Raw genomic sequence first — 13,365 nt, 5'->3', positions numbered from 1 at the left:
CGGCAGGCAAGACGCGGAGGCGCCTTGCGCCGCCGTCAGAGAAGCCCGCTCAGGCCCTTCAACGCGGCGATGCTGATCTCCAGGCCCGTCGTGACGTTCGAGAGGTTCAGCACCAGCCCACAGCAGACCGCCGTGGTGATCCCCAGCGTGTGCAGCCGTTCACGGGCGCCGCGCACCCGCTCGCCCTCTGCCTGCTGCGCGGCGGCGCGGTAGGCCTGGCGCAATTCCCGATCGCTGACCGGGATCCGCGCGGGTGGAGAGGAGACTTGCCAGATCACGGGTTCGAGCTGCGACATCGACGGAACGACCTCCTTTTTCCTGATCTCGGTTTCCGCGCGTCCGAGTCGGGCGCGCTACGTGGACGTTTTTCCGCAATACTGAGGCAATTTTTTGGCAAGCTGATCAGGATCGCTCCGCCAATGTCACGACCGTCCCGCCATAGGTTCGGCTGTCGAGCTGGACGAGGCCTTCGGGCAGGACCGGAGCGGCGGCGTCTTCCCAGACGATCAGGGCCCCCGGCGCGACCCAGCCCTGGGCCAGCAGAGCGGCCATCGCCGCCTCGCCCAGGCCCCGGCCATAGGGCGGATCCATCAGGATCAGGTCGTGGGGCGTGCCCGGCCCGGGGCGGCGCGCATCGCGGGCCAGGATGCGCGCGGGCGCGTCCAGCAGGGCCACGTTCTCCCGCAGCAAGGCCAGCGCGGCGCGCCCCTGCTCGATGAAGGTGGCCTCCGCCGCGCCCCGGCTCAGCGCCTCCAGCCCCAGCGCGCCGGTGCCCGCGAAGACGTCCAGCACCCGCGTCCCGTCAAGAGCCGCGCCATAGCCGCCGTTCTGGATCAGGTTGAAGATCGCCTCCCGCACCCGGTCGGTGGTGGGGCGCAGCCGGGCGGCCGCGTCGCCCTTGCCCACCGAGGCCAGGCGGCGGCCGCGCCAACGCCCTCCGACGATCCTCATACGTTGGGCCTCACGCCATCAGGTTCTTGACCGGGACCGAGCCATCGGCCACCGCCGCCGGATCGGGCGACCGGCCGGCTTCGATCAGGCGTTTGCCGACCATATAGGCGCGCGGGTCGTTCATCGCGTCCACCGCCAGCAAGCGGTCGCCCGCATAATACCAGTGCGACCGCCCCGCATCCTCGCGCACCACCACCCGGTCGAACCCGGTATTGAGCCCCGCGATCTGGAGCTTGACCTCATATTGGTCCGACCAGAACCAGGGCTTGGCGACATAGGGCGCCTCCGCCCCCAGCACATTGCGGGCCACGGCCTGGGCATGGTCGATCGCGTGCGGGACGCTTTCGAGCCGGACGTGGTCGCCCTTCCACGGGAAGGCGGCGCAATCGCCCGCCGCCCAGACACCCGCCGCCGAGGTCCGGCCCATCTCATCGACCACGACGCCGTTCGCGCAGGTGAGCCCCGCCGCCTCGGCCAAGTCGGTGACCGCATGGGCGCCGATCCCGGCCAGCACCAGGTCGACGGCGATCTCGGTCCCGTCGGTCAGCCGCGCGCCCTCGATCCGGCCCCCGCCCAGCAGCGTGTCGAGCCCGACCCCCTCGCGCAGGTCCACGCCGTGATCGCGGTGCAGCGCGCGGAACCAGGCGGCCGTCTCCTCGCAGGCGACGCGCGACAGCAGGCGGGCGCTCAACTCCACCAGAACGACCTCCAGGCCCATCTTGCGCGCGACCGCCGCCGCCTCCAGCCCGATATAGCCGCCGCCGACCACCAGCAGCCGCCGCCCCGGCACCATCTCGGGGGCGAGCGCGTCGATATCGGCCAAGGTCCGGATCACCCGGGTGCCGGGCAGGCCCGCGGTGCAGCGCTCCGGCAAGGTGTTCGCGGCGGAGCCGGTGGCCAGGATCGCCGCGTCCCAGCCTTCCGTCCCGCCCCCATGGGTCAGGGTCCGCGCGGCCGGGTCGAGCGCCGTCACCCGCTCGCCCAGATGCAGCTCCACCCCATGTTCGTCGTAGAAGGTCCGGGGCCGCAGATACAGCCGCTCCCGCTCCATCTCGCCCAGCAGATACGCCTTCGAGAGCGGCGGACGCTGATAAGGCAGATGCGGCTCGTCGCCCCAGAGGGTGAGCCGGCCCGCGAAGCCCTCCTTTCGCAGCGTCTCCACGGCGCTGGCGCCGGCTTGTCCCGCGCCGACGACGGCGATGTGATCCATGGCGGTGCTCCCTGGTCGGTCTGTCGCGGGCAGCTATAATACTCCGCCAGGACAATACAAACGCGAGGGACGCGACATGACCATCTCCACCGGCGACAAGCTGCCCGAGGCCAACCTCATCCGCATCGGCGGCGAGGGCCCCGAGACCGTCAGCCTGTCGGAGCTGACGGCCGGCAAGACCGTCGCCATCTTCGCCGTGCCAGGGGCGTTCACGCCCACCTGCTCGGCGGCGCATGTGCCCAGCTATATCCAGGCCAAGGACCAGCTTGCGGAGAAGGGCGTGGACGCGATCGTTTGCATCTCGGTCAACGACCCCTTCGTCCTGAAGGCCTGGGGCGAGGCGACCGGCGCCACCGAGGCAGGCATTCATATGCTGGCCGATGCGGACGGAAGCTTCACCAAGGCCATGGGCCTCGATTTCGACGCACCGCCCGCCGGCCTGATCGGGCGCTCCCGGCGCTACGGAATGCTGGTCGAGGACGGCACGGTCAAGGCGCTCAACGTCGAGGAGAGCCCGGGCGTGATGGAGGTCTCGGACGCCGAGACGCTGCTCAAGACGCTGTAAGGCCGGCCCTCCGCTCCGCATCGCCGCTCTGGCGGTGCGGGCGGGACCGGGGGCCAGCCCCCGGACCCCCGGGATATTTATGCAGGGAAGAAGGGGCAGACGCGCCTCGACCCTTCCAAGGGCCCTGAGGGCGAAGGATCGGCGGCCTCAGTCCCGTAGCAGCAGGACGAGCGCCGCCGCCGTCACGGCGACCCCGCCCAACTGCACCAGCGGCGGGGCGCCCCCGCCCAGCGCCAACGTCCAGACGATCACCCAGGACGGCACCAGATAGGTATACGCCATCACCTTGGAGGACGGCAGGCGCAGGGTCGCGTATTGCAGCAAGACGAAGCTCGCCGCGCTGGCCGCCACGGCGGTGTATAGGATCGCGACCCAGACTCGGGACGGCAACGTGGTCCACTCCGTCGCCGCCAGCGCCGGCGCGCCCAGCGTGCAGAGCAGCACCGCCCCCGCCACCAGCGTCCCGAAGGTGAAGACGACCGCCCGCTCGCCACGATTGAGCAGGCGCACCAGCGGAGTATAGAGCGCGTGGGCGACGCAGCCCGCGAAATAGATCGCCTCGCCCCGGCCCAGCGCCGCGCCCTCCGCGTCGCCGCCGCCGAAGATGACCCAGAGCGCGCCCACCGCCCCCAGCGCCAGCGCGCCCAGGATGCGCGCCCCCGAGATCTGCCGCAACAAGAGCCAGCCGAACCCCGCCGCCATCACCGGCGTCAGCGTGAAGACCGCCGCCGCCGAGACCGGCGCGGCCGTCTTGAGCCCCTCGAACATGAGGACGAAATAGCAGCCGAACACGCCGCCCAGGACGCCGTAGCGCCAGGGCGCCGCCAGCGCCGCGCGCGGTACGCCGCCGGTCAGCACGACCGCTACGCCGATCACCCCCGCCGCGATGACGAACCGCACCGCGTTGAGCGCCATGGGAGAAATGTCGTTGGCCGCGGCCGCGCCGATGGGAAAGCTGCCCGCGATCAGCGCCGAGGCCAGGAACATCGCGAGATGTCCGCGCAGGGCCTCGGGGATGGCGTCAGTCCTCAAGCTCGGGCCATCGCTTTGCCCACTCCTTGAGGAAGGTCACGAAGGTCTGGACCTTGGCCGTGCGGTGCAGGTCGACATGGGTGACGAGCCAGAGCTGCGAGTTCCATTCCGGGCGCGGCGCGAACACCATCTCGACATCCTCTTCATCCGCCTCTGCCCAAGTCGTCGAAAAGCCGATGCCGAGACCCGCCTGCACCGCCGGGCGCGCGGCAGTGATCTGGTTGATCTGATAGCCGATATTCCTGGCCGGGATGTGTTTCTTCAGCCAGGCGAAGAAAGGCGCGCGCGGCACCTCGTCGGCGGACCCGATGAACACGTGGTCGCCCACATCCTCCAGGCTCTCCGGGCGGCCGTGGCGCGCGATGTAATCCTTGGAGGCGTAGAGACCGAAACCCTGAAGGTAGAATTTCTGCACCACGTTGTCCGGCTGGTCGGGCGGGTTGCCCGCTCGGATGGCGACATGGGCCTCGCCATATTCGAGGCGGAAGAGCCGCTCGTCGGTCAGGAACTTGATGGTCAGATCCGGGTGCTCCTCGCGAAAAGCGGCCAGCGCGGGCGAGAGCAGCGGGGCCAGCACGGCGAGGGAGGTGATGATCAGTTCGCCCGTCACCTCGTTGCCGCGGCCGTGGATGCGGTTGGCCAGCTGTTGCAGCTGATCGTCGGTCGATTGCGCGACCTTGAGCAGATCCTGCCCCGCCTCGGTGGGCGTGTAGCCGCGGGCATGGCGCTGGAACAGCTTGGTGCCCAGCTTGGCCTCCAGGCTGTCGACATGGCGGATCACCGTGGCGTGATGCACGCCCAGCGCCTGCGCCGCGCCCGAGACCGTTCCCAGCCGCGCGACCTGATAGGCGGTGCGCACCTCGTCCCAATTGTCGAATGCCATCGCAGCCCTCCGTTCGTGCGCAGGTAACCTCGCATCGGCGCACATAGCAAGGTTTCCCGCACATACGCACAGGTCATGCGGAAAATGTGCGAATTGTTCCGCGCCCGGGCCGCGCCAATCTTCCCCCCAGCACCATCCAACAGCGAGACCCGCCATGACCCAGATCCTCCGCATTGACAGCTCCGCCCGCTTCGACGGCTCCGTCAGCCGCGACCTCACCGGCCGTATCGTCGACATGCTCGACGGTGAGGTGACCCATCTCGACCTGGCGCGCACGCCGCTGCCGCAGATCACCGAGACCTGGATGCACTCCAACTTCACCCCCGCCGAGGAGCGCAGCGAGGCGCAGCGCGAGGCGCTGGCCCAGTCCGACGCGCTGGTGGCGCAGCTTCAGGCCGCCGACACGGTGGTGATCGGGCTGCCGGTCTATAACTTCTCGGTGCCCGCCGCGCTCAAGGCCTGGATCGATCTGGTCGCCCGCGCCGGCGTCACTTTCCGCTATACCGAGAACGGCCCCGAAGGCCTGCTCAAGGGCAAGCGCGCGATCGTCGCTATGGCCTCGGGCGGCACCCAGGAGGGGTCGCCCATCGACTTCGCGTCGCCCTATCTGCGGCACATGCTGGGCTTCCTCGGCATCACCGACGTGACCTTCATCACCGCCGACACGCTGATGATCGACGCCGAAGCCGCCATGGGCAAGGCCGAGGCCCAGCTGGCGAAGCTGGCCGCCTGACGCTTTTCGGGCTGCCTGCCCCACGGGCAACCCGCCGCCATCGGTGGCAAATCGTCCCCGATCCACGCCCGCGCCGCTTGGCGCGGGCGTTTAATTTGCGCGCACGGTGCTTCAAACGGGCCGGGCCTTTACCATCTGGGCCTAGGACACGCGTATCGAAACAAGACGAGGCCCCCGATGACCCCGATGCTCCACCGTGCCGCCGCCGCCAGCTTGTTGCCGCCGATCGCCACGATCGAGTTTTCCGCCCGCCTGACCGCCGCCTGGGCCCGCCAGACCCGCGATACGCTCGCGGTCTCGACGGTCTTCACCCGCGGCACGCTCGATTTTTGGGACACCGTCGCGAAGGGGCCCCATGCTCCCCGGAAAGCCGACAGCGCCCGGGGCCGGACCGCGACGGCCAAGACGGCCGCCGCTCCGGTCGCCAAGCCCGCGCCCCAAAGCCCGGCCCAACCGGAGGCGACGCCCCCCGTCGCAGCGGAGAGCGTCGTGCCCGTCGCGCCCGAGCCCGCCCCGGCGAAAGCGGAGGCGCCCGCCACCCAAGCGCCGCAGAAACCGGCCGCCAAGGCGCAGCCCAAGCGCCGAAAGACCGCCGCCAAGACGGCTCCCAAGACGACCGCCCGCAAGACCGCGGCCCGGGCCAAGCCCCCGGCCAAGGCCCCGCAAAGCGCGGCGGAGCCCTCGGGTGCGGTGGATGCCGTCTCGAAGCCCAAGGTGCGGACGCCGCGCAAGGCGGCTGCCAAGGCGCCGCAGAGCCCTCGGAAAGGGGCGGCCAAGGCGACCGCGCCTAAGCGCAGCCCGAAGCCGAACGGCAGCGGACAGGACGTCGCCGCCGAGTGAACGCGGCCCCTGGCCACGCGGATCAGACGCTGAGAGCATCCTCCGGCGGCCAGGGGCGCCTGGCCTCCGCCGCGACCCAGGCCGCGACCCAGCCGGGCAGGTCCGGCGCGGCCCCGCGCCAGCCCAGAGCCTCGACCACCTGCGCGGGCGGGAGCGTGCCCGCCGGCGAGGTCACGGCGGTGCGCAGCAGCGCCTCGCTGGTGCAGACGCCCTTCACCCACATCGACTGCAAGATGTAGACGAAGCGAGCGTCCCAGCCCACGCAGCGCGTGCGCATCTCGATCCGCTGGAACGCCGTCACCCGCTTGCGGTAGCGCACCGACGCCCCCGCCACCGCCAGACCCCAGCGCCGCGTCCGCAGCACCTCCATCAGGCCGGTCCGCGCCCCCGCGCCGAACCGCCCCAGATCATAGAGCGTCAGGGTCCGCCCGTTGTTGAGTTCGGCGAAGCCGTCCAGATCCCAGGGCCAACAGAGGTGATGGCTGACATGGGTGTCGGTGAGGGACATGCGCGGCGCGCGGCGCTGGCGCCAGATCTGCAAGGCGAGGCGAAAGACGGGATACATGCCGGGGGCCTGCGACCGCGCCCGGGGCGCGTCAAGCACGACCTCGCGTCCGGCTTGCAAGCGCCCCGGAGCGCGCCTACCTCAGAGCGGACAAACGGAGACCCGCATGAGCACCCTGATCGACATTGTCCTGCTTCTACTGAACGTCGCTTGGTGGTTCGCCGTCGCGCACATTATCATGTCGTGGCTCATCACCTTCGGGGTGCTGAACCTGCATCAGCCGATCGTGGGCCAGCTTTGGGACGGGCTGAACCGCATCCTGGAACCCGCCTATTCGCGGATCCGCGGCATCCTCCCCGCGACCGGCGGCCTGGACCTGGCGCCGCTGGTGTTCATCCTGGGCATCATCATCCTGCAGATGATCTTCGGGGACCTGCGCGCGCAGGCGGCGATGGGCTTCTGAGCCTAGCTCACCAGCACCGCCATCTCGGCGCAGTCCTTCTCGGCCAAAGCGCGCCGGTCCTCGGCCTTCGCCTCCAGGATCAGCCCGGCCGCGATCGCGAGGATCAGCGCCAACAGACGCAGGTTGGACAAACGTTCGGTCATCTCGCATCTCCCGTGGGCAACTGAACGGAACGGTTCATTAGCATCGCGCGAATTGCCGCGCGGCGCAAATCACGCCGCCGTGACAGGATCGCCCCGCCCCCGGAAACGGTGCCGGGCCCGAGACATCGCGTCGCTTCCCGGGGGGCGCGACCGCACTATCTGCCGCGCCATCATGAATGCGAAACGACTCCTTCTCGCCCTGGCCTGGGGCGCGGCCTGTCACGGGCTCTTCGCGCTCGGCGTGGGGCTGATGATCTACCACCTGTTCCACGGCCTGACCCGCAGCTGGGGTGCGGCGCCCTGGCCCTGGGCGGCGCTCGCCAACCTCGCGCTTGTGGCGCAGTTTCCGCTGGCGCATTCGCTGCTGCTGACCGGGAGGGGGCGCAGGTTCCTCGCGCGGATCGGCCCCGACCCGCGGCTGGCGACCACGAGCTACGCCCTGATCGCCTCCGTGCAGTTGGCCCTGGTCTTTGCCTTCTGGACGCCCACGGGCATCGTCCTGTGGCAGGCCGAGGGCGCCGTCTACTGGCTCATGTGCGGCCTCTTCGCCGCCGCCTGGGGCCTTCTGAGCCTCGCCATCCTGCAAAGCGGGCTCCAACTGCAATCGGGGATGCTCGGCTGGCTCGCCATGGCGCGCGACCGCAGCCCCGTCTTTCCCGACATGCCCGAGACCGGGCTCTACCGCGTCATCCGGCAGCCCATCTATCTGGGCTTCGCCCTCACGCTCTGGACGATGCCGACCTACACGCCCGACCAGCTGGCCCTGGCGATGCTTTGGACCGGCTATTGCGTCCTCGCGCCCCTCCACAAGGAGCGGCGCTTCTCCAAGATCTACGGGGACCGCTTTACCGCCTATCGCGCCCGCGTTCCCTATTGGCTCCCGCTTCCACGAAAGGCCCGCACCGATGCCGACAGCCCAGCGCAATGACCTGACCATCTATGACGACGTCGCCGCGCATTGGTGGTCCGACGACATCCGCTGGGTCCGGACGCTCAAGAACATGGTGCCGGGGCGGCTCTCCTTCTTCGACGGCTTCATCGACTGGCGGGGCAAGGACGTGCTGGACCTCGGCTGTGCCGGGGGCTTCCTCGCCGAAGCGCTCGACGACCGGGGTGCCCGCGTCACCGGGATCGACCCCGCCGCCGACGCCATCGTCGCCGCCCGCGCCCATGCCGAGGCGGGGGGACGCGAGATCCGATATGACGTGGGTGTGGGCGAGGCGTTGCCCTATGGGGATGCGAGCTTCGACGCGGTGGCCTGCGTCGACGTGCTGGAGCATGTCCGCGACCTGGGCCAGGTGATGCGCGAAGTGGCCCGCGTGCTGCGCCCCGGCGGCCAGTTCTTCTACGACACGATCAACCGCAACCCGCTCTCGCGGCTGGCGGTCATCACCATGGCCGAGGACGTGCTGCGCCTGCTGCCCAAGGGCACCCACGACCCCGAGATGTTCATCACCCCGGCGGAGCTGCGCGCGGCGATGAAGGCGGCGGGTCTCCGCCCCGGCCCCGAGACGGGCCTCGGCCCGCGCGGCGTGAACCGGCGGGGCGATCCGGTTTTCGGGCGCCTTCCGTCGAAAGCGATCATCTATATGGGCGTGGCCGAGAAACCCTGAGCCCGCTGGCCCGGCCCATCCACGCGCCGGGCGTCCGGCGCTGGCGCGCCGAGGCGCCAGCGCCCGCCCTCGCGTCAGGTCGGGTCCGCCAAGGCCGGGATCTGGCGCAGATAGAGAATGATCGCGTCCAGATCGGCCTGGGTCATGCGGCTGTAATATCCATATCCCATCGGCGGCATCATCGGCGATCCATCGGGTCGCATGCCGGTGGTGATCATCTGCACCAGCTCCGCATCCGTCCATTCGGCGATCCCGTCCTCCGGATGGGGGGTCAGGTTGGACGAGACCGAGACGCCCCAGGGGCCGTGGAACTCGAAGCCGCCCGCGCCGAGCTGGTTCACCCAGTCCGGGCCCTGCGGCCCCATCGGGCTGTGGCATTCGATGCAATGGGCGACCGGACCGGCGAGGTATGCGCCATATTCCACGGTGACGCCTTCCTCCGGATGGGCGACGGTCTCGATCGGTGGCCCGTAGGCCGGCGGCAGCGGAATGTTGTAGACGCTTTCTCCCGGGTCGTTCTCCACGGCCGGGAGGCTCCGCATATACATCACGATGGACATCACGTCGTCGTCCGAAAGGCCCCGGTAGAGGGCGATCGGCATCGGCGGACCGATCACCCGCGACCCGCCGGGGGTGATCCCCTCGCGGATCGCACGGGCGAACTCTTCGTCGGTCCAATTCGCGACACGCCCGCCCGGCGTGATATTGGGCGCGATGGCGGTGAAGCCCGGCGTCTCCTCGACCAGGCGGCCTGCGAGGTTCATCTCCATGACCGGGCCCTCGGGCCCGATGGGCGTGTGGCAGTTTCCGCAGCCGGCCGGCCCCTCGACGAGATATTCCCCGCGTTCCAGCGAGGGCTCGGCCAAGGCCCCGGTGCCGACCAGGGCGGCGATGACAAACCAGGCATGTGTCTTCATTTGGACGTCCTCCGTGAAAGGCACGGTGCATCAAATTGCCGCGCCTCACCAAGCGAAATCTGCGGGCATCTTTTCCGGCCTCGCGCCGAATGGCGGGCGGCGCGGACGAAAGGGCACGGACCCCGAGGTCGGAGAGAGACAGCTGACCGACACGCGCTCCGGCTCCCGGATTCCGGTCCGCGCGCCGTGTCGGCGCAATCGGGCTCTTCCCGCCGAAATCCGCATCCGCTACGTCGTGACCGTCGTCACGACGGACGTCACGACCGATATCCCGACGGAGCTTCCTCATGCGCATCGCCGCCTGGTCCGGCCCCCGGAACCTCTCCACCGCGATGATGTACAGCTTTGGCAACCGGCCCGACTGCACCGTCATGGACGAGCCGTTCTACGCCGCCTTCCTCGCCCGCAGCGGCCTTCCCCACCCGATGCGCGAAGCGATCCTGGCCGCGCAACCGACCGACCCGGCCGAGGTCGCCGCCGCCTGCGCCCGCCCCGGCACCCCCCATGTCTACCAAAAGCACATGACCCACCACATGGAGGGCATGCCGCTGGACTGGGCCGAAGGCGCCGTCCATGTCCACCTCATCCGCCACCCCGCCCGGGTCATCGCAAGCTACGGGCAAAAGCATGACGGCCTCGACGAGCAGGCCATCGGCTTTGCGACGCAAGCCGCGCTCTACGACCGGCTCGGCGGGATCGTGGTCGATACGTCCGAACTGCGCCGCAACCCTCGGGCGATGCTACAGAAACTCTGCGCCGAGATCGGCCTGCCCTGGTCCGACGCGATGCTCTCCTGGCCAGCGGGCGGTCATTCGGCGGACGGGGTCTGGGCCGCGCATTGGTATGACGCCGTCCACCGCTCCACCGGTTTCGCGGGCCCCGAAGGCCCCCTGCCCGAGACCGACCGCCCCGACCTGCTGCGCGGCGCGTTGCCTTTCTACGAAGCGATGCGCGCGCGCGCGCTCACCCCCTGAGCCGCGCGGCCAAGCCCCGGAGCTGCTCCGAGAGAAGGCCCGTGCAACATCCCCATGCGGGCCTGAGCAACGAGGCGCATTTGCGGCGCAATCAGACCGGGGTGCGCGGAGGCATGCAGGAGGCGCTCTGGACGACGAAGCCGATCCTGCGGCACCGAGGCCGCCGCAATGGCGAGGCACTGGCCCGACGCTCTCGCCGACGGCCAAGGGACCGACGCCCAGTCGGCGGAAAACGGAAGTAGACCAGTCCTTTGAGACCCAGCACACTCCGGCGTGCACGCCTTCGCAGACGGCAATCCGCTGCACGTCGACTCGACCGGCGCACGAGACCTGCCGCCATGCGTCGATAGCCTGCCGGGCGAGGCGCCTGTCGGCGGGCGCGGCCCACCGCTCTCGGCTGTCTCGTCCCTGGCCGCCTATCTTCCTGTCTCGCCGCCGACCGGCAGCTAGCCAGAGAGCACCCGATACTGCTTGCCCGCACGCCTCTCGTCCCCAGCCTGATCGCAGGCTCTTTCGCGCTGACGGTCGGCATCGCCATTCCCGCCAGCTTCGGCAACGCCCCGATCCCCACCGCAGGAGAATTCGGGGCAACCGCGCGCCGACGTCTCCCTGATCATCGCGCCCCCAGCCTCAGCCCCGGCCAAGAGCATCCAACAGCCGATCTGCGGCGCCATCACCGACCGCGCGAGCAACCGGGAGGCGCATCCGCTACTGGAGATCCTGGTGTGCTTCGGCATCGACGGGATGGGCCTTGGCCAGGTGCTGGCAGGGGCCGAGCGCACCGCCTCAGGCGAGAAGCGGTCGCTGATGCGGGGGTGCCCGCCCACGGACCTCCAAGGTTTTGGGCGCGGTCTCGGCCCGGGTGGCCCGCGACGGGGCCTGCGGTCCGACCTTCGCGGGCGTCTTGTCCGGCGGGTTTCCGCCGGATTCCGTTACCGCCGCTTGCATGCGATAGCGACCGAGATGTGCGGACCGCTCGCCATCGCCGTCCTGGATCTCGCCAACATCACGGGCACGCCCCATGCGGGATGACTGGCGCCCGTGCTCCCGATCTCCCGCTTGGTCGGTTCCGTCTCACCAGCCTTGGGCTTCTGCTCGTCAGCCACCGGGGCGGGGCGTTTCCCGGGGGCTGGCGTGGCAGGGAACACCAGGACAAGACGAGCAGAGATGTCGCGGGCTAGGGGCATCCCCGCCAAACGGAGCTGTCACCCGAGGACACCAGGACGCCGGATCCCGCGACACCCTCAAGGCGGCCCCGGCGCGGCGGCCAACTGGGAGACGGTGAGCGCCGCCTCCGACGGAAGGGCGGACGCGCACGCGGGTCGCGGCGCTCAGACTGAGTGGCCCCAGGTGCTGGTTGCCGTCCACGCACCGCCCATGCCGTCGCGAGAGCGTCCAAAGCCACCGGGCATTTCCCGCACGATCGGCGGGCAGGCCATCCCGGAGACCTCCGTCTACAAGCAAGACGATCCCCCTCTCCGCGAAAATGGGCTCAAGCCGTCCTTGGTCAGGCCCTCCCCCGCGGCTGCCGCCAACGGGCCGCCCGCTCCAGGACGACCACCCCTGGGCACAGGCGTCGGACCGGCCCTGGCTGGGTCGAAATGCCCCTCCCGAGAAGCCGGCCCGCCTCCGGAAACGGCCAACGGAGCGCCGTCTACCAGGGTGATGAAACTGTCCCCCCGTCGATCCCCGCAGGTGCAAGGGAGCCGGTCATCCGGATCGCGCGACCGCGCGGGTCCAGGACGCGGATCATCGCTCTCCCGGCCAAAAGCTCGACACATGTCGCCCGGTCCCGCCGCCGTCACGCAGCCCCCACCTGCGCCGCCCTGCATGGTCTCATGGTCCTAGCGCCCAGAAAGGCCCCGTCACACGTCTTCGAGGCCCGGCGGCTGGCGGAACCCAGTTGGCGCGGGCTTCGGCCCCAAGGGGAGAGCATGACCGCGATGACGGTTGCGGCCCGGAGGGTGCAAGAGTGAGGCGTCTCCGGCTGTGATCCGGCGCCCGCCCTCGAGGCGCGAGACGCCGCCTTCGCCGATGCGGGCGGGAAGAGCGCGGGATCGACGCGATGCGGGCGCTTGCGGGGGGCGCAGCGCCCGCCGGGCGCGACGCCCTCGACCAACGCGGCTGGCCCCTCCGCCTCGCCGCGATCGCCCGCCAGCAGCGGGACGGGGGCGGCGGCGTCGGCCGATCTCATCCACGGCCATGCGCCGCTTGGCGCGCCCCATGCGAGCGGTCCATGACGTGCGCCCCGGCCCCGCTTCCCGCCGCCAAACGGTGGCCCCTGCGGAGGTGGAGCATCGCGCATCCCAGCCTCGCTCCCTCTTCGCCCTGCCCGTCGCGCAAGGCGTCCCACGCGCCTCGCCCGGCCCACGGCACGAACCGCTTGGAGAGGGCCTTGCGCGACCCGCCGCCCTACGGTGCATCCGCCCATCGGCTTCGCGGGGCGCAGCATCGAACCGGATCCGCAGACATCACCCACCTCCCGGCCAGACGCGCCGCAAAGCGCACCAAAACGGGTCATGGGCCCATTTCCTGA

The 13,365-nt window shown here is 70.2% G+C and carries 16 protein-coding genes; 8 read left to right on the top strand and 8 right to left on the bottom strand.

Going from position 1 to position 13,365, the window contains the following annotated elements; all coding sequences use genetic code 11:
* Positions 1-35: 35 nt before the first annotated feature.
* The 3 genes from DTQ71_RS02990 to DTQ71_RS02980 form a co-directional block, all read right to left on the bottom strand.
* Positions 36-296: a hypothetical protein gene (locus tag DTQ71_RS02990; protein ID WP_109562785.1), complete on the bottom strand. Its 261-nt coding sequence runs from the start codon at positions 294-296 to the stop codon at positions 36-38.
* A 106-nt stretch (positions 297-402) separates the two neighbouring features.
* A complete protein-coding gene (gene rsmD / locus DTQ71_RS02985; RefSeq protein ID WP_109562784.1) occupies positions 403-951 on the bottom strand; it encodes a 16S rRNA (guanine(966)-N(2))-methyltransferase RsmD in 549 nt (182 codons plus the stop codon).
* 10 nt (positions 952-961) lie between these two features.
* Complete coding sequence (locus DTQ71_RS02980; RefSeq protein WP_109562783.1) at positions 962-2,161, bottom strand: NAD(P)/FAD-dependent oxidoreductase; 1,200 nt, start codon at positions 2,159-2,161, stop codon at positions 962-964.
* A gap of 76 nt (positions 2,162-2,237) precedes the next feature.
* Here DTQ71_RS02980 and DTQ71_RS02975 point away from each other — a divergent pair, with 76 nt between their 5' ends.
* Complete coding sequence (locus tag DTQ71_RS02975) at positions 2,238-2,726, top strand: peroxiredoxin (protein WP_109562782.1); 489 nt, start codon at positions 2,238-2,240, stop codon at positions 2,724-2,726.
* A gap of 147 nt (positions 2,727-2,873) precedes the next feature.
* Here the strand turns inward: DTQ71_RS02975 and DTQ71_RS02970 are convergent, their stop codons facing one another.
* Positions 2,874-3,743 (bottom strand): DMT family transporter, encoded by an 870-nt coding sequence (locus DTQ71_RS02970; RefSeq protein WP_407066389.1) that lies wholly within the window; start codon positions 3,741-3,743, stop codon positions 2,874-2,876.
* Between the two features lie 4 nt (positions 3,744-3,747).
* Complete coding sequence (locus DTQ71_RS02965) at positions 3,748-4,641, bottom strand: LysR family transcriptional regulator (RefSeq protein WP_109562780.1); 894 nt, start codon at positions 4,639-4,641, stop codon at positions 3,748-3,750.
* Positions 4,642-4,795: 154 nt separating this feature from the next.
* Between DTQ71_RS02965 and DTQ71_RS02960 the strand changes: the two genes are divergently transcribed.
* Positions 4,796-5,374: an FMN-dependent NADH-azoreductase gene (locus tag DTQ71_RS02960; RefSeq protein ID WP_109562779.1), complete on the top strand. Its 579-nt coding sequence runs from the start codon at positions 4,796-4,798 to the stop codon at positions 5,372-5,374.
* A gap of 177 nt (positions 5,375-5,551) precedes the next feature.
* On the top strand, positions 5,552-6,214 hold the full coding sequence (locus DTQ71_RS02955) for a hypothetical protein (protein ID WP_109562778.1): 663 nt from the start codon (positions 5,552-5,554) through the stop codon (positions 6,212-6,214).
* A gap of 22 nt (positions 6,215-6,236) precedes the next feature.
* On the opposite strand, the gene DTQ71_RS02950 is transcribed toward DTQ71_RS02955, so the two are convergent.
* Positions 6,237-6,779 carry an acyl-CoA thioesterase gene (locus tag DTQ71_RS02950; RefSeq protein WP_109562777.1) on the bottom strand — a complete coding sequence of 181 codons (543 nt, stop codon included), beginning with the start codon at positions 6,777-6,779 and terminating at the stop codon, positions 6,237-6,239.
* Between the two features lie 106 nt (positions 6,780-6,885).
* Here DTQ71_RS02950 and DTQ71_RS02945 point away from each other — a divergent pair, with 106 nt between their 5' ends.
* Positions 6,886-7,182, top strand: coding sequence for a YggT family protein (locus DTQ71_RS02945; RefSeq protein WP_109562776.1), 297 nt, complete (start codon positions 6,886-6,888; stop codon positions 7,180-7,182).
* 2 nt (positions 7,183-7,184) lie between these two features.
* Here DTQ71_RS02945 and DTQ71_RS23350 read toward each other — a convergent pair whose 3' ends face one another.
* Positions 7,185-7,325, bottom strand: coding sequence for a hypothetical protein (locus DTQ71_RS23350; protein WP_170125275.1), 141 nt, complete (start codon positions 7,323-7,325; stop codon positions 7,185-7,187).
* A 172-nt stretch (positions 7,326-7,497) separates the two neighbouring features.
* On the opposite strand from DTQ71_RS23350, the gene DTQ71_RS02940 reads away from it, so the two are divergent.
* Together DTQ71_RS02940 and ubiG are read left to right on the top strand one after the other, a co-directional pair.
* The gene (locus DTQ71_RS02940) at positions 7,498-8,253 is read left to right on the top strand and encodes a methyltransferase family protein (protein WP_109562775.1); all 756 of its coding nucleotides are present in this window, start codon (positions 7,498-7,500) and stop codon (positions 8,251-8,253) included.
* A complete protein-coding gene (gene ubiG / locus DTQ71_RS02935) occupies positions 8,231-8,938 on the top strand; it encodes a bifunctional 2-polyprenyl-6-hydroxyphenol methylase/3-demethylubiquinol 3-O-methyltransferase UbiG (RefSeq protein WP_109562774.1) in 708 nt (235 codons plus the stop codon). The genes DTQ71_RS02940 and ubiG overlap by 23 nt, the downstream gene beginning before the upstream one ends.
* Positions 8,939-9,012: 74 nt before the next feature.
* On the opposite strand, the gene DTQ71_RS02930 is transcribed toward ubiG, so the two are convergent.
* A complete protein-coding gene (locus DTQ71_RS02930; RefSeq protein WP_109562773.1) occupies positions 9,013-9,855 on the bottom strand; it encodes a cytochrome c family protein in 843 nt (280 codons plus the stop codon).
* 287 nt (positions 9,856-10,142) lie between these two features.
* Between DTQ71_RS02930 and DTQ71_RS02925 the strand changes: the two genes are divergently transcribed.
* Both DTQ71_RS02925 and DTQ71_RS23345 read left to right on the top strand, forming a co-directional pair.
* Positions 10,143-10,829, top strand: a complete 687-nt coding sequence (locus tag DTQ71_RS02925) for a sulfotransferase-like domain-containing protein (protein WP_109562772.1) — start codon at positions 10,143-10,145, stop codon at positions 10,827-10,829.
* Positions 10,830-11,102: 273 nt separating this feature from the next.
* Positions 11,103-11,279, top strand: coding sequence for a hypothetical protein (locus tag DTQ71_RS23345; protein ID WP_170125274.1), 177 nt, complete (start codon positions 11,103-11,105; stop codon positions 11,277-11,279).
* The last annotated feature ends 2,086 nt before the right edge of the window (positions 11,280-13,365 follow it).

Origin of the sequence: Jannaschia seohaensis, from assembly GCF_900116765.1 — a bacterium.
In the GTDB taxonomy this organism is placed as follows: Bacteria; Pseudomonadota; Alphaproteobacteria; order Rhodobacterales; family Rhodobacteraceae; genus Jannaschia; species Jannaschia seohaensis.
This window is presented reverse-complemented; position numbering and strand designations above follow the sequence as displayed.